12 protein-coding genes and 1 other RNA gene are annotated in these 15,676 nt (G+C 42.2%); 7 read left to right on the top strand and 6 right to left on the bottom strand.

Annotated features, from left to right (window positions below; translation table 11 throughout):
- The first annotated feature begins 221 nt into the window (after positions 1 to 221).
- Complete coding sequence (locus V7L29_RS32560; protein WP_334738076.1) at positions 222 to 860, top strand: serine/threonine protein kinase; 639 nt, start codon at positions 222 to 224, stop codon at positions 858 to 860.
- A gap of 24 nt (positions 861 to 884) precedes the next feature.
- A complete protein-coding gene (locus V7L29_RS32555; RefSeq protein WP_334738075.1) occupies positions 885 to 6,218 on the top strand; it encodes an AAA family ATPase in 5,334 nt (1,777 codons plus the stop codon).
- A 340-nt stretch (positions 6,219 to 6,558) separates the two neighbouring features.
- Here the strand turns inward: V7L29_RS32555 and V7L29_RS32550 are convergent, their stop codons facing one another.
- The 3 genes from V7L29_RS32550 to V7L29_RS32540 all read right to left on the bottom strand — a co-directional run bounded on the left by V7L29_RS32550 (position 6,559) and on the right by V7L29_RS32540 (position 9,549).
- Complete coding sequence (locus V7L29_RS32550) at positions 6,559 to 6,954, bottom strand: hypothetical protein (RefSeq protein ID WP_334738074.1); 396 nt, start codon at positions 6,952 to 6,954, stop codon at positions 6,559 to 6,561.
- 613 nt (positions 6,955 to 7,567) lie between these two features.
- Entirely contained in the window at positions 7,568 to 8,797 is a 1,230-nt protein-coding gene (locus tag V7L29_RS32545; RefSeq protein WP_334689334.1) for an ABC transporter substrate-binding protein, read from the bottom strand.
- A 203-nt stretch (positions 8,798 to 9,000) separates the two neighbouring features.
- The gene (locus V7L29_RS32540) at positions 9,001 to 9,549 is read right to left on the bottom strand and encodes a 2'-5' RNA ligase family protein (protein ID WP_334738073.1); all 549 of its coding nucleotides are present in this window, start codon (positions 9,547 to 9,549) and stop codon (positions 9,001 to 9,003) included.
- Positions 9,550 to 9,943: 394 nt separating this feature from the next.
- Between V7L29_RS32540 and V7L29_RS32535 the strand changes: the two genes are divergently transcribed.
- The 5 genes from V7L29_RS32535 (at position 9,944) to queF (ending at position 11,794) form a co-directional block, all read left to right on the top strand.
- Positions 9,944 to 10,210 (top strand): YciI family protein, encoded by a 267-nt coding sequence (locus V7L29_RS32535; protein WP_334689336.1) that lies wholly within the window; start codon positions 9,944 to 9,946, stop codon positions 10,208 to 10,210.
- A 37-nt stretch (positions 10,211 to 10,247) separates the two neighbouring features.
- An RNA gene (ffs, locus tag V7L29_RS32530) (signal recognition particle sRNA small type) lies at positions 10,248 to 10,344 on the top strand.
- 25 nt (positions 10,345 to 10,369) lie between these two features.
- Positions 10,370 to 10,756, top strand: coding sequence for a phasin family protein (locus tag V7L29_RS32525; protein ID WP_334689337.1), 387 nt, complete (start codon positions 10,370 to 10,372; stop codon positions 10,754 to 10,756).
- A 143-nt stretch (positions 10,757 to 10,899) separates the two neighbouring features.
- Positions 10,900 to 11,319, top strand: a complete 420-nt coding sequence (locus V7L29_RS32520; protein ID WP_334689338.1) for a hypothetical protein — start codon at positions 10,900 to 10,902, stop codon at positions 11,317 to 11,319.
- A 61-nt stretch (positions 11,320 to 11,380) separates the two neighbouring features.
- Positions 11,381 to 11,794, top strand: coding sequence for a preQ(1) synthase (queF, locus tag V7L29_RS32515; RefSeq protein ID WP_334738072.1), 414 nt, complete (start codon positions 11,381 to 11,383; stop codon positions 11,792 to 11,794).
- A 270-nt stretch (positions 11,795 to 12,064) separates the two neighbouring features.
- Here the strand turns inward: queF and V7L29_RS32510 are convergent, their stop codons facing one another.
- From V7L29_RS32510 to V7L29_RS32500, 3 genes are all read right to left on the bottom strand, one after another.
- Positions 12,065 to 13,465 (bottom strand): cytochrome c biogenesis protein, encoded by a 1,401-nt coding sequence (locus V7L29_RS32510; RefSeq protein WP_334738071.1) that lies wholly within the window; start codon positions 13,463 to 13,465, stop codon positions 12,065 to 12,067.
- A gap of 66 nt (positions 13,466 to 13,531) precedes the next feature.
- Entirely contained in the window at positions 13,532 to 14,272 is a 741-nt protein-coding gene (locus tag V7L29_RS32505; protein WP_334689341.1) for a cytochrome c biogenesis protein CcdA, read from the bottom strand.
- Between the two features lie 482 nt (positions 14,273 to 14,754).
- Positions 14,755 to 15,651: an NmrA family NAD(P)-binding protein gene (locus V7L29_RS32500; RefSeq protein ID WP_334738070.1), complete on the bottom strand. Its 897-nt coding sequence runs from the start codon at positions 15,649 to 15,651 to the stop codon at positions 14,755 to 14,757.
- Between the last annotated feature and the right edge of the window lie 25 nt (positions 15,652 to 15,676).

Here is a 15,676-nt window from a genome sequence, read left to right as displayed (position 1 = left end):
GGTTGTTAATTTTTCATAATTTATGTGCAGAGTATTTTTTTATTAAGTTTCTTAATATTTTTAGACTACACAAATCTAATAAATAACTTATTTTAATAAAAAATTAACAGCAATAATTTTCGGCTAAATAAATTAAGTTTTATGTTATAAAAAATTGTTTATTGGGAATACTTAATTATTAAAGCCATTCAGAATAATTTGTTGAGAGGAGGTCAGCGCATATGACAATAGAACTAGATTGGACAGTTGTAATGGAAGGATATCAAATTGTTGAGCAACTTTACTTCAGTTCTAGGACTATTGTCTATCGAGGTATTCGAGATATAGACCTGCGACCTGTGATCATCAAATACCTCAAACGTGATTACCCATCCTTTAGCGAATTGTTACAGTTCCGCAATCAGTACACAATCACCAAAAATCTTGACTTACCGGGTGTCGTTCAACCCTACAGTTTAGAAACGTATCGCAATAGCTATGCACTAGTGATGCAAGATTTTGGAGGCATTTCACTTTGGCAATATACTAAGATACAGCCACTACAACTAAGTGAATTTCTGGCGATCGCCATTCATTTAGCTGACATTCTCAACGGACTCTATCAGCACCGGGTAATCCACAAAGATATCAAGCCTGCCAATATCGTCATTCATCCAGAGACAAAACAAGTTAAACTGATTGACTTCAGCATTGCTTCTCTGCTGCCCAGAGAAACCCAGGAAATTAAAAATCTCCACGTCTTGGAAGGTACTCTGGCTTACCTTTCTCCGGAACAAACTGGACGAATGAACCGGGGTATCGACTATCGCAGTGATTTTTACTCGTTAGGGGTAACTTTTTTTGAATTACTCACGGGTTAACTGCCCTTCCAGTCTAATGACCCGATGGAACTGATTCACTGTCATATTGCTAAACAACCACAACAATTAGGAGACGGCAGAGAAGAAATTCCGCAGGTGATTTCAGATATTGTGATGAAATTGATGGCGAAAAATGCTGAAGACCGCTATCAAAGTGCATTAGGACTGAAATATGATTTAGAAATTTGTTTGGCTCAACTCCAACAAACGGGTAAGATTGAAAGTTTCCCAATTGCTCAACGGGATGTGTGCGATCGCTTCCTGATTCCAGAAAAACTTTATGGTCGTGAAACCGAAGTAGCTACCCTACTGCAAGCTTTTGACCGCATCAGTGGTGGTAGTAGAGAAATCATGTTAGTAGTGGGCTTCTCTGGTATCGGCAAAACAGCGATCGTCAATGAAGTCCATAAGCCGATTGTCCGGCACAGAGGTTACTTCATCAAAGGTAAATTCGACCAGTTTGGGCGCAATATTCCTTTTTCGGCGTTTGTCCTGGCATTACGAGACTTGATGGCGCAACTGCTTACTCAAACAGATGCCCAACTGGATCAATGGCAGATGAAAATTCTCTCTGCTTTGGGTGAAAATGGGCAAGTGATTATTGAGGTAATTCCTGAACTCGAACGGATTATTGGCAAGCAACCTCCCACGCCTGAACTTTCAGGGAGTGCAGCTCAAAATCGCTTCAATCTGCTCTTCCAAAAGTTTATTCAGGTACTCACAACCCCAGAGCATCCCCTGGTGATTTTTTTGGATGATTTGCAATGGGCAGATTCTGCATCACTGGATCTGATGCAACTGCTGATAAGTGAGACAGAAACGGGCTATGTGTTGCTCATTGGTGCTTACCGAGATAATGAAGTCTCCCCTGCTCATCCACTAATGCTGGTATTGAACGACATTGGCAAAACTGGAGCGGTAATTAATACTATCACCCTAACTCCCCTCAAGCTATCCGAACTCAACCATTTGATTGCCGATACTCTCAGTTGTCCACCAGCGCTAGCAGCACCTTTGACGGAATTGGTATATCGAAAAACTAAGGGCAATCCCTTTTTCGTCACACAGTTGCTCAAGGCATTGTATGAAGAGGGATGGATTACCTTTGATATTGAGAAGGGATATTGGCAAGGGGATATTGCTCAAATTCAAGGACTGACGCTTACCGATGATGTTGTCGAATTCATGGCGGAGCAAATCCAGAAGTTACCCACTTCCACCCAATGTGTCTTAAAACTACCTGCCTGCATTGGTAACTCTTTTGACCTGGCAACCCTTGCAATTGTCTATGAAAAATCCCCAGATGAAACCGCCGTAGATTTGTGGAGGGCGCTGCAAGAGGGATTGATTTTACCAACCAGTGAAATTTATAAGTTTTTCCAGAACTCTGATAATGGCAGTGAATCATGCCAATTATCAATGACTACTGACCAACCCAATTACAAATTTCTGCACGATCGCGTCCAACAAGCCGCCTATTCTCTGATCCCTGAGGAGCAAAAACAAGCAACTCACCTCAAAATTGGGCAACTCCTGCTGAAGAATACAACCCTGATACAGCAAGAGGAAAAGCTGTTTGAAATTGTCAACCAATTTAATATTGGCAAAAATCTGATTAGTGAGCGATCGCAGCAGACTGAACTTGCTCAACTTAATCTGCAAGCTGGACAGAAAGCAAGAGCCGCAACTGCATACACAGCAGCATTTGAGTATCTTCGCACAGGTATTGCCTTGCTGGCTCAGGAGCGGTGGCAAACACAATATCAGCTAACTCTAGCACTTTATGAAGCTGCTACCGAGGCTGCTTATTTGAGTGGCAATCTAGAGCAGATGCCACAATTTGCGGCAGTCATTTTGGAATACGCCAGCACCCTATTGGATACGGTCAAAGTTTATGAAATCAAAATTCAAGCGGCTCAAGCCCAACATCAATTTCTAGAGGCAGTGCAAATTGCCTTGAAGATTTTGGAGTGTTTAGGAATCAGTTTTCCCCAGCAACCTAGCGAATCGGATATTGCCCAGGCGTGTGCGGCGACTAACTCCATCCTGGCAGGTAAACAGCCGTTAGATTTAATTGCTTTACCCCAGATGATGGAGCCTGAAAAGATAGCCGCCATCAGGATTCTCGCAGATGTCTCTTCTTGTGCCTATGTTGTCGCGCCATCTCTTTTACCATTTATTATTCTTGAGCAGGTGAATTTATCGGTTCAATATGGCAATACCTCATACTCAGCAAATGGTTATGCCTATTACGGACTGATGCTATGTGGGGTGATCGGAGACATTGAGTGTGGCTATCAGTTTGGACAACTGGCGCACTTGTTGCTCGAACAGTTGAATGCTAAAGAAATCAAAGCTAGAACCTATGTCGGAGTTCAGTGTAGTGTATGGCACTGGAAACAGCCGCTCCAGAACACCTTAACGTTTCTCAGAGAAGGCTATCAAAGTGGGCTGGAAACAGGAGATTTAGAATCGGCTACCATTTGTGCATTTGTTTACGTCATGCACTCTTGGTTTGTCGGCAAAGAACTGGGCGATCTCAGCCGGGAAAGTGTTGCTTTCCGTGAGCAACTGACTCACCTAAAACAGGAAGGACTTCTCAGTCATCTAACTATTTTTCAGCAAGCGATTTTGAATTTAATCGGTGATACGACCCAAGCATGGCAACTGATTGGTAATGCTTTCGATCAAGAGCAAATGTTACCAATCCTCCAGCGCTCAGGCGATCAGACGGCACTGTGCTATTTCTATATCAGCAAACTAATTCTCTGCTATGCATTTGGTAAGTTTGAGCTAGCAGTTGAAGCGGCGATCGCCATCAAAAACTACTTGGGTGGTGCTACAGGATTATTCCTAGTTCCAGTTTTCCACACCTATGACTCTTTGGCACATCTAGCTATTTATTCTAAAGTTTCTCACGCAGAACAACAATCCATTCAGCAACGGGTAATTGCCAACCAGGAAAAGATCAAAAAATGGGCTGACCATATTCCAGCAAATCACTTGCACAAGTATTATTTAGTGGAAGCGGAACGGTATCGCATTCTGGGCAATAAAGTTGAGGCGGTTGAATATTATGATCTTGCCATTGCTTTAGCTCAGGAAAATCAGTACCTCAATGAAGAAGCTCTAGCCAACGAACTTGCGGCGCGATTTTACTTGGGATGGGGCAAAGAGCGACTTGCTCAGGATTATTTACTCAATGCCTACTATGCCTATGCTCGTTGGGGAGCGAAAGCCAAGATTGAGGATTTAGAACGAGATTATCCGCATCTTTTAGCTCCCATTCTGCAACAAGACAAAATACAGATGATGGCTGATGTCACAATTAGCCCAGCTGACAACGGCACTTTAAACTTAAGTTATGCCAACTCCACGACATCTACCAGTAGTGGTGTGTCAGTTGCACTCGATCTGGCAACCCTCCTCAAAGCTTCCCACACACTCTCTAGTGAAATTCAGTTGGAAAAGTTGCTTTCGACATTGCTGAATGTTGTGATTGAAAATGCTGGAGCAGATAAATGTGTATTGCTGTTACTGGAAAAAGAACGGTTGTTAGTTGAGGCAATTACTACAGTTGGACAGTCATCAACAGTAATGCAATCGCTGCCCCTGGAAGATTCACAGGATCTGCCTATTTCACTGATCAATAAGGTTAAACGCACCTGGCAACCCTCGACTATTATCAATGCAACTACCCATCCTTTATTGATGGCTGATGCCTACATCATTCGTCAACAACCCAAGAGTTTGTTGTGTACACCGATTATTCATCAAGGCAAACTGCTAGGAATTTTGTATTTGGAGAATAGACTGACTACTGGGGTATTTACAAAAGATCGCGTCGAAATCCTGAATCTACTCTGCACTCAAGCCGCGATCGCTCTAGAAAATGCCCGCCTCTATCAGCAAGCGCAGACTTATGCTCAACAATTGGAGCGATCGCTTGCACAACAGAAGACCTTGTTCAATGTTGTTACCCAGATGCGAGAGTCTTTAGATTTGGATGCTATTTTCTGTGCTGTCACCCAAAATATTCGTCCCATTCTGAACGCCGATCGGGTAGGAATCTATCAGTTTGATCTCGCATCAGAATACAAATACGGCGAGTTTATTGCCGAAGATGTACTACCTGCATTTCCTTCTGCCTTGGCTGTCAAAATTCAAGATCATTGCTTTGGCGAGAACTACGCAACCTTATATAAACAGGGACGCTTTTGTGCAATGGCAGACTTACAAACAACTCCCGTGCTAGACTGCCATCGGGCGATTTTGGAGCAATTCAATATCAGAGCGTCGCTGGTTGTGCCAATTATGCAAGACAAAGAACTTTGGGGACTACTCTGTATCCACCAATGTGACCAACCTCGTCACTGGCAAACTTCCGAGATTCAATTCGCCAAACAAATTGCTGCACAAATGGGGGTTGCACTCCAGCAGACAGATTTACTAATCAAAACTCGCCAACAGGCAACCCAACTAGAACAAACACTCCAGCATCTTCAAGAAACCCAACTTCAGTTAGTCCAAAATGAGAAGATGTCAGCACTAGGGAACCTTGTTGCAGGAGTTGCCCATGAAATTAACAATCCCGTTGGCTTTATTGCTGGCAACCTTAAACCTGCTCAAGATTATGTGCAAGACTTGTTTGGGCTAATTAACCTATATCAAGAAAAGTTACCCAATCCAGGACAGGATTTGGAAGATGAAATCGAGGCAATTGATTTGGAGTATATACGGGAAGATTTGCCCAAATTAATCGACTCGATGAAACTAGGAGTTAATCGCATCCATGAGATTAGTACTAGCCTCCGCACTTTTTCCAGGTCTGATCAGGATTACAAAGTTCCTTTTAACCTACACGATGGCATAGACAGTACCATCTTAATTCTCAAACACCGCCTAAAACCTCATGAAAATCGCCCGGCAATTGAGGTGGTGAGGGACTATGGCAATTTACCTCAAGTAGAATGCTTTGCTGGCCAGCTAAACCAGGTATTTATGAATCTGCTAGCAAATGCGATCGATGCATTAGAGGAGTCTCATCGTCAGCGCAATTTAGCAAATATTCAAGCAATCCCCCATCAGATTATAATTCAAACTCGTCTGGCTGAAAATGGACAGCAAGTTTTGATTCGGATTGCAGACAATGGTATTGGAATGACTCAAGAGGTGAAACAACGAGTATTTGATTACCTGTTCACCACTAAGTCAGTAGGTCAAGGAACAGGTTTAGGATTAGCGATCGCTCAACAAATTGTTGTTGAGCGACATGGAGGAACGCTTAAAGTGGATTCAGTTTTAGGACAAGGAACAGAGTTTACAATAGTGCTTCCTGTTGCGGTTAAAACTCACTGAAAATTAAACTCTAAATTATAATCAGTGTCAAATTTCTCTCGTTCCTATGCCAAGCATGGGAATGACTGATTAGGGACTGCTACCTCAATCAATGTCTGACTAGAGCAGAGCCTTAATGAATGCATTCCCAGGCAGAAGTCTGGGAACGAGCAAAAAGAGTAAGCGATCACTTCGGGTTGCTTCCAAATAGCGATCGCATCTATTACAGCAGATTTAAAGTTATTGAAGTATAGTACTTTGGTCTACAAACCAGATAAAAAACCTTTTTGACTCCTAACTCCTAACTCCTGTACAGACGCGATTAATCGCGTCTCTACTCCTAACTTTTGCTGTAACTATACTAAGCAGTTTGAGCGCTCTTTTTTGATGTTTGCTTTACGCCACCTTTCAAGCGGGTTATCCTGCTTTTGCGGATGCGCTCGCTTTTGCGAATACCACCCGCCATCTCATATTCGCGGCTATCGTTACCGTACTTGAAAGCAACTCCCATCAACATTTTCGCAGTAAGATTACCCAAGCTTGTTTCTAACTGTTCAATCTCGGTTCGGTAAGAATCAATCATGGCTAGAGCACTGTTATACTCATCAATTTTGGTGCGTAACTGCTCAATTAGTTGTGTCAAGTTTTTTAAGTTGTAAGCATCCCCAAAATCTATGGTTGGATCAATCGCCTTCAGTCCAGAGGCTCTTAACTCAGCCTTTTCTAAAATGCGGGATATTAGTTTTTTACGAGACATAAATTTACTCTTGTCAAAAGCTTATAAAGCTAGTTTGCCTTACTGTAGCTAGATATTGGTTCAGCATAATCCGCAAAAATTTGTATTTTTTATTACATATAATTGTTAATCTCGTGGTTGAGCTTCAGCTTAACGGCAGATCGAGTGTTAGTAATGACAACTTCAGCATTCATAACAACACCTTAAGAGTTAAGAACAAAAACTTAAATTTTTCTTATACATGCTTTAATGTTAGTAACGACAACTTCAGCGTTTATAATAACAGCTTAATTGTTAGTGGCAAAATTTTATACTTTCCTTATAAATGCTTTAATGTTAGTAACGACAACTTCAGCGTTTATAATAACAGCTTAAGAGTTAGTAACAAAAACTTAAACTTTTCTTATAAAAGTTTTTGGCATAGTGACAACTCGTAAGCTGATACTAATTCAGTTTTTTGTGTAAGCGTAGCCTGCCTTTGCGCTATTTACGCGCCCGCTGTACTAGAAGCAATGAAACCGCTCTATTCAAGGGACACTATAAAAAGTATGCTAACAAATGTTATGGTAGTCAAATAATAAGAAATGCAAGCTTGAAACAAAAGTATTGTCAAGTGCAACTGAATATTGGCACTCTAATTAGCGTTTAAAAAAGAAAACTTACCATTGACACCGTTTGGTTCCATCTTGAGTTGTGCAACATAAAACTCTTTTTGAATTACATCACCTTCTGGTGTAAAAGCAATTTCACCGAGAGGAGTTTGATATTTTCCTCTTAGTAACTCTTTATTCAATTCTGTACGCAATTGTGGCAGTGTCAATTTGTTAATGTTACTTTTTTTATCTAAAGATTGAAGAGCTTCTACATATACCTGTAACGCAGCAAAAGCTTGAGCACTTACTTGGGGCGGTTCTCTATGATATTGTTCAAGGTAGGCTTTGCGAAATGCGGTGTTAATTTCACTGGCATACACAGGGCTATAAGCTTGAGCCACAATCACGCCATCACAAAGCGCTCTGCACACAGAAAATATATGGGATGTGTTAAAACCATTGCCACCAACAATTATTCCTTTATAACCAAGTTCTCGTAATTGTTTAACTAAATTACCTCCATCTACAGCTAACCCGGATATAATCGCTAAATCTGGTTTTAAATTAATAGCATCGCTGGCTTGAGCTTGAAAGTCGGTATCTGTAGTTTGAAACTTTTGGACTGTGACTAAATCCAATCCTAAATTTTTAACTGTTTTCTGAAAGATTTCTGTTTCCGACTTATTGAAAGCGTCATTTTGAGCGTAGAATACAGCTACTCTTTTAAGATTAGGATTTTGCTTGAGTGCCGCTTTCACCGAATAAGGAGCGACAACAGCAACAGATGAAGAAACACGAGCCACATAATCACCAATTTCGGGAATGCCTTTAGCAGTGTTTGATGCTCCAATAACTGGGACTTGATTGCGTTCTGCTACGGGGTCAGCGCTAAAAGCTTGTTGTGATAGAGTAGGGCCAACAATACCAACAACTTTATCTTTACTAATTAAAGTTTGAAAAGCGTTAATGGCTCCAACTTCATCGCCACCAGTATCTTGATAGACTAATTTAATTGGTCTACCATTGATACCTCCTTTGTCATTAAAATACTTCTGGGCAATTTTTACTCCATCAGTTCCCTCTTGACCAAGTAATGCTACATTGCTCGTTTGTGCAAAGGCGATACCGATAGAAATAGCATTAGCTGCACCTGTTGTCGCTGTTGGATTATTTGCGGAATTTGGATCATTACTGCCACTTTTACTACAAGCTACCAGCAGCATAGAGCATGTAAATAGTAAGGCAGTTTGATGTGTGAGCGCTTTTTTCATAAATACATGACCATGATGTTTGTTAGAATAATACTGGGTATAAAATGTCCAAGTAAATAGATGGTTCTAAATAAATATAAGATACTTTGTCTTTGCGAACGAAGTGAAGCAATCTCAGTCTTAGGGATTGCTTCACTCCACTGCGTTCCGTTCACAATGACATTTTATATTTAATTTCGCCCAGCTACTTTATATATTACTCATTACTCAGTAGCTAAAAAACCAAACTCCGATTTAATATTCCACCGCTTACCGTCGTGAAGCAGTAGCGTTAATTTATCGGCAGTAAACTCAAAATGCAATTGACGCTTTTCAAACTCTGGCCAAGCAGCTTTAAAGTTTTGCTTTGTTAAATCCCGAAACGCAACCGTCATGTGGGGTGCAAAAGGGCGGGTTTTAGAAACCTTGTCAACAATTCCCAAGTTGCTTTCTGTATAAGCCATTAAATCAGTTTGCAAAATTAAAAGTTCTTGACTTCTGACTACATTAATGTATACGACACGAGGCGCAAAAGCATCAAACCCCCTAAGTGTAATTGCTACTGGCTGTTGTCCACTTGCAAACTCCTTTAAGGATGCTTCTAGCAGCGGGAAGTTAGCATCTGCCCATTCAAAGGGCGGTTGCAGGGTAATATGAGGCGGAGACTTTAGCGCCCCGCTACTAGCATAGCGATCGGCAAAGTACTGCTTAATTTGGTTGGCGTAGTCTTGAATGTCTTGTGGTGGTAAGAGGGCGACAAAAAAACGGCTCATTCAATTTTGGATTTTGGATTTAAGATTTTGGATTATTAAGATCATTGCTGTTGAGTATTGAACGGCAAACGCCCAAAAGATATTACAGATATATGACAAAATGGAAATTTGATACTAAATGATGATAAGTAAATCGGCGAGAAAAATTCAATGTATGTAAACAAATATAAAATTAACGTCAGGGAGCCAGTGCGTTGCCTTGGTTGCTAAAGTTGTAGCAACTAGCGTTGTGTTATCGCTGAAAGTACGACACTATCGATAATCTAAGGTGAGTTACGCTGTTGCTAACGCACCGTACTGAAGATTGACTTTATAAATAGTCTTTAATCATGATTATTTCCAATCCAAAATCTAAAATCCCAAATCCAAAATTGTTATCAGAGGTCGCAAGCAAATGCCTTGGTTTGTAAAAATTGAAGAAGGCAAAGTCGATAAACCTACCTTTGACCAATATGTACCTGCCCACAAAGCCTACATTCAAGACTTGATTGCTAAAGGACACAAAGCGCGAACAGGCTATTGGGCCGAGCAAAGAGGCGGAATGTTGCTGTTTGAGGCAGCCTCAAAGGATGAAGCAGAAGCGATTATAGCTGATGACCCATTGGTGAAACACGGCTGCGTCAACTATCAGCTTTATGAATGGCGAATTGTTATGGAATAACACACACTTACTAACTTTTAATGTTATGCTTTTATAAGACCTGGATCTATGCGACTGCAACACCCAAATCTTGTCAGAACCGGAAGGTAGCAGCAACACGGGAGGCTTGTGGTAGGCGTAGTCTCCGGGTCGCCCTATTTTGAGGAGCGGTTAGCAACAATGCCTGGTTTTGGAGATATTGTTCAAAAAGCTTTTTACCTCGGTGTTGGATTAGCTGCTTACGCGGGTGAGAAAGCAGGGGGAAAATTAGCCGAAGTGCGATCGCAAGTCCAAAAACTGGCAGATGAAATGGTGGCAAAGGGCGAAATGAACACAGAAGAAGCCCGCCGCTTCGTTGAAGATATGATGAAGCAAGCCCAACAAGCCCAAGCATCTGGTGAAACCTCTGAGAAAACACCCCGTTCTGAACCTCGCCGCATTGATATTTTAGAGGAAGATGAACAACCAACGGTGAAAGAGGGATCAAGTGATGAGAACGTTGATAAACTACGCCAAGAAGTGCTAGACCTGCAAGACGAGTTAAAACGATTGCAACGCGATCAATAAAAAGCATTTTTTGATCGAAATATCAGTAATAAGTAGCACTTCAGATAGAAACTTGATAAGATACATTGCCTAGTGTATACTTTAGTGCTTCAAGCCAGATATCACAAACCGTCTTGTTTATAGCTTGTAAGGGCGTCAAGTTTATGGAACAGTGGCAAAAAGATTTAGTAGAAATCGTTGAAACAGTGGCTGATGAAGTAGAGCGTTTCTTCCTGGGAATGAGTGAAATGGTAGACGCTTTTTTTGAGCTAACGGAAGAAATCACTGAGCAAGCCCCTAACCTGATCACTGAAGTCGATCAGTATTTACAGGATTTGGCTGAACCAATGTTGGAAGCTTACTGGGAACTGGAAGACATTGTAACAGATATAGATCCGGGTTTTCCTTATTCAGTTGAACCCACATCTGAAAAAAATCCTGCCTGTATCGGTTGTACTCACTACCACGGTCAAGTTTATGGTGGTAATTTGTTAGTTTGTGCCATGCATCCCCACGGTTGTGAAGATGAGAATTGTCCAGACTGGGAGAAGAGTGTTGAGGAAGAGTGGAGAGTTAGGAGTTAACAAGCTAAAAAATTACTAAAAGGACGTAAAGACAAGTAAAATAACCAATGACAAATGACAAATGACAACTGATAAATTACCTGAAAGTATATCCCAGGCAAGCCAAGAAATTAAGTATGGCGAACGCAACATTGCGGAAGGTAAACTAATTACCTTTCCGAATCCGCGTGTGGGGAGGCGATATGACATTAACATTACTTTGCCGGAATTTACCTGTAAATGTCCGTTTTCCGGTTATCCTGACTTTGCGACAATTTACGTTACCTATGTGCCTGATGAGCGAGTAGTGGAATTGAAGGCGCTTAAGCTTTACATTAACAGTTACCGCGATCGCTACATTTCCCACGAAGAATCTGCCAATCAAATTTTGGATGATTTTGTAGCTGCTTGTGATCCGTTGGAAGTTATTGTGAAAGCAGATTTTACGCCTCGCGGCAATGTACATACTGTGATTGAAGTGCGTCACCAAAAGTAATATCATCACTGATTAATGCAGATGGCATTAATCGTCTTTATTCAGCAATTTTCTTGATGGCAGATTGCACTTGAACCACAACTTTTTTAGACAAAGGAATATATCCGAGTTCCAAACTGGATTTTTGCCCCTCAATCACAGCCCAATCAAGATTAGTACTAGAAGGGACTTCTAAAAAATAATATTACTCAACAAAATCAAGGGTAGGCGCTTAATAAATAATAATCATTATCAGAGGAACGCAGAGGATTACTTTGCGTTCCTATGCGTTTAAACTTCAGTCGCCGTCTCTTTCTCCTCAGCTTTTGGCTGTGAACTCAGCCGATCTAAAATCTCTAAAACCTCTTGTTCAAAAGCAACTTGGGCGCGATTAGTTTTGCCACCTACATACAAGCGATCGCCTTTTTGCAATGCCCAGATTTGCGAGTGAGAGAAGTAACTCATCACCACACCCAGCATTAGCAAGCCAAACCCTGAGTAAACAATTGGTATGCCTGGATCTGCTTTAATTTGTAAGCCAGTGCTACCAATGACATCCAGAATTTTCAGCTTCACGCCATTAACTTCAGTGAACATCCCCGCGCGGACTGTATCAACGAGTTTGCCAGTGGCATCATAAATTAATACCATCCCTTGTAAGTCTTTCGCTAACAGGGAGACACCCTCACTCAAATCAGGTTTAGTCGGAACCCACGTTCCCCAAATCCGCCCGTTACCGTTGGTGTTCAATTGCGCCATTGGTAGCTGAAAAACCGGGCTGTTGTTAAATTGGACGCGAACAGCTGCAATTCCCCAATCAGTTTGATAGAAAGTTACGCCATGATAACGCAGAGGCTCGTTGACAAAAATCTTTTTGTGGTCAACTTCCTTTCCCTGATTATTCAAGACAGACATATCCGAATAAAATTGATTAATGCTGCCAGATGGAGTGTAGTCAATCCAAAAACGATTGACGCGCACAGCCCAATCTTTCGGGACTTGAGCTGCTGCTAAAGGCCCTGCATCTACAATATTTCTCACCTGAAATGTATCGCCACTGGCAACCATTTCCTGAGCCATAAACCCAGTCATTGCTCCCCAAATCCCCCCTAGCAGAATAGCTACAATGCCAATATGAACGATAATTGGGCCGATGCGTCCGACTATTCCCTTGCGGGCGTAAAGGAGATTTTCTTTTTCTTGATCTGGAAAAATTTTATAGCGGTGTTTTTGTAATATCTGGTTCAAGGAATCTAAGGAACCAGTATCTAGTTCTGCACTTAAAGCTAACTTTTGAAATTGCCGTGGTTCTTCGTAATATTTCCAGCGTTGGGCAGCTTTTAAGGCTGGTAACTGACGGGTAAAAGAACAAGCAGTTAAGCTGGTTCCAAATAATATGAGTAATGCCAGAAACCACCAGGTACGATATACGTGGTCTAACCCAACTAACTGAATTACCTTCCAAGTTAAGAAACCAAATAAAGCTGGATGTTCTGGGTAGTTAGCCTGGTAGAATCCGGGTGACTGACCTTGTTCAATTACAGTACCGGTGGAGCTAAAGATTGCAATTAATAGCAGGAGGGCGATCGCTAGTCGTAAGTTGGTCAGTACAGGCAAAAGCTCCTGCCGTAAGAACTGCCCAGGTACTGCCCACCATTTTAATTCTTTGGAGACTGAATCTTCTAAAGTCATTATGTGTAAAATCTAATAAAGATTTTGATAATATAAATCTCAATCAAGCACTATCAAAGAATGAAATTAAAAACTGCCAAGGGGAATCCGAGAAATTAAGGAAAATACACCGAATCCTACCAATAGTGCCCCGCTAACTGGGTTAATCCAACCAGACCAGCGACGCAATTCCAGTAGCTTTTTAATTGAAGCTGTAAAAGTACCCGCCAAAATCAATGGTGCAACATAACCGGCTGTGTAAGAAAGTAGCAAAACAGCGCCTAAAATTAAGTCTTGTGTATTGGCAATCCAACCCAGTAAGCTGGCTAAAACAGGCGTGCTACAAGGGGATGCGACTAAACCGAAAGTCAGCCCCAGCAAATAGGAACGCAATCCTGCTGGTAAATCTGGCGAAATCCAATTCGTTTCACCTAAGGATGGAAATTGCAGAGGTAGTGCTTCCAGTAAGTTTAGCCCCATGAGAATAGCGATAATGCTGACGATAATCGGCAAACCGATTCCCACTTGACCGTAGACTTTTCCCACAAAAGCTGCTATAATGCCTAGTCCTGCCAATGTAGTTGCTAATCCTAGAGCAAACCAAGTTGATTGGGCAGCTGCTTGCAAGCGACTTTTAGCTTCATAACCACCGATGTAACCAATGGTAATTGGCAGCATAGAAAGCATACAGGGTGTGAGACTAGTGAGCAAGCCAGCTGCAAAGATGATACCAATACTCACCACGCTCAGGTGTGTCAGTTGGTTAGAAACAAGATTGTTGGCAAATTGTTCTAGTTGGTAAATTTGGGTTTGCAGGTTATCAAGCATGGGGAGTTTATGAGCGGGAAATGCTTACTATGCTTGAATTTTAGCTTATTTTTGGATGTAGAGTCAGCAGAACTTATTATCCGAACCTGATATCATCTAAATTTCATCTGCCCAAGGAAATGTATCTAAAATACAATTAATCTCGGATTATCCTTGAAGAAGCACGCTGGAGTATTTGGCATGATGATTGCATTACCGGGATTTCAGATTGTCACTTTGTTAAAACAATACTTCGGACAAAATCAGGCAACTATAGCACCGTAGGACAATAGCTCCTGATAGTTAGGATGAGATTTAATTGAAGTCGGCTCCAACTCTAACTCTAATACTTTTTCCAAGATATACAAGCACCATGCATTGCTACCTCCAGCTTCAACCCAATACAGGGTAGATTCCAATAAATGCGATTGTTGATAACTGCACGTTAGATTTTTGAAATTACCTCAATAGCGCTTGTCCACTGGACATCAGGATAGTGATCGTTATCCAATGGCTGATTTTGTCAAATTTTGTTCTTTGGTTATTTCCGCGACGGCGGCATTAATCGTGATTTGTCCGCGCCGCGTTTCAATATCGCCGTCTTCAAAAACGATCAGACCGGAGTTGAAGCCGCGCATCATTTCGCTGTATGCGTTGACCGCTTCAGGCGAAAAGCCGAAACCAGAAAGCGTCGCCTGCCATTCGCTTTCGGGAATGGCGACGGCTTGCACGTCGCGTTTGAGAGTAGCGGCGAAGGCGGCGGCGACATCGTTCGGCGAATAGTCCGCCGCGCCGTGTAGTTCGATAATGCGCTTGCCCGTCCAATTCTCGGTCATCGCTTCGGCGGCGGTGCGCCCGATGTCTCTGGCGGAAACCATCGGAATCTTTCGGTCAAGCGGAGCGTAAAAACTCGGCATCACGCCTTGTCCGGCAGCGATCGCAGCCACGCCGCTCCAGTTTTCCATAAACGATGCCGCCCGCAAAAATGTGACGGGAATTTTTAAATCGCCGAGAATGTGCTCTAAATGATACGTCGTTAGAATGTTGCCCGTGCCCTCAGCGTGCTGTGAGCCGACCGAAGACAGCAACACGACCTTGCGCGCGCCGGAATTTTCAACCGCTTCGAGGTAACGCTTGCCGAGGTCTTTCGCCACCGCAAACATATCGGCGACGTTATAAGCCGTCGGATTCATCGCATAAATAGCATCTGCTTCACGCATCGCGGTGGTCATTGCATCCGTGTCGGTCAGTTCGGCAAAAGTGACTTCCGCTCCCTTCGCACGCCAAGCGTCGGCGGTTTTGCCCGAGCGCAGCACGACGCGCATCGGAAGTTGTTTTTCAAGCAAAGCATCGGCGACCGCAGAACCCGTCTGTCCGCTCGCCCCGAAAACTACATACATAAATTTCTCCTGCTTAATTAGGTAT

This window comes from Nostoc sp. (genome assembly GCF_036916575.1).
In the GTDB taxonomy this organism is placed as follows: domain Bacteria; phylum Cyanobacteriota; class Cyanobacteriia; order Cyanobacteriales; family Nostocaceae; genus Nostoc.
Note: the sequence above shows the minus strand (reverse complement) of the source record. Positions and strands in the feature narration are given on the sequence as shown.

Coding starts and splice junctions, on each gene's coding strand:
- V7L29_RS32560 (WP_334738076.1), top strand. CDS start 222: ATGACAATAGAACTAGATTGGACAGTTGTAATGGAAGGATATCAAATT.
- V7L29_RS32555 (WP_334738075.1), top strand. CDS start 885: ATGGAACTGATTCACTGTCATATTGCTAAACAACCACAACAATTAGGA.
- V7L29_RS32550 (WP_334738074.1), bottom strand. CDS start 6,954: ATGTCTCGTAAAAAACTAATATCCCGCATTTTAGAAAAGGCTGAGTTA.
- V7L29_RS32545 (WP_334689334.1), bottom strand. CDS start 8,797: ATGAAAAAAGCGCTCACACATCAAACTGCCTTACTATTTACATGCTCT.
- V7L29_RS32540 (WP_334738073.1), bottom strand. CDS start 9,549: ATGAGCCGTTTTTTTGTCGCCCTCTTACCACCACAAGACATTCAAGAC.
- V7L29_RS32535 (WP_334689336.1), top strand. CDS start 9,944: ATGCCTTGGTTTGTAAAAATTGAAGAAGGCAAAGTCGATAAACCTACC.
- V7L29_RS32525 (WP_334689337.1), top strand. CDS start 10,370: ATGCCTGGTTTTGGAGATATTGTTCAAAAAGCTTTTTACCTCGGTGTT.
- V7L29_RS32520 (WP_334689338.1), top strand. CDS start 10,900: ATGGAACAGTGGCAAAAAGATTTAGTAGAAATCGTTGAAACAGTGGCT.
- queF (WP_334738072.1), top strand. CDS start 11,381: ATGACAACTGATAAATTACCTGAAAGTATATCCCAGGCAAGCCAAGAA.
- V7L29_RS32510 (WP_334738071.1), bottom strand. CDS start 13,465: ATGACTTTAGAAGATTCAGTCTCCAAAGAATTAAAATGGTGGGCAGTA.
- V7L29_RS32505 (WP_334689341.1), bottom strand. CDS start 14,272: ATGCTTGATAACCTGCAAACCCAAATTTACCAACTAGAACAATTTGCC.
- V7L29_RS32500 (WP_334738070.1), bottom strand. CDS start 15,651: ATGTATGTAGTTTTCGGGGCGAGCGGACAGACGGGTTCTGCGGTCGCC.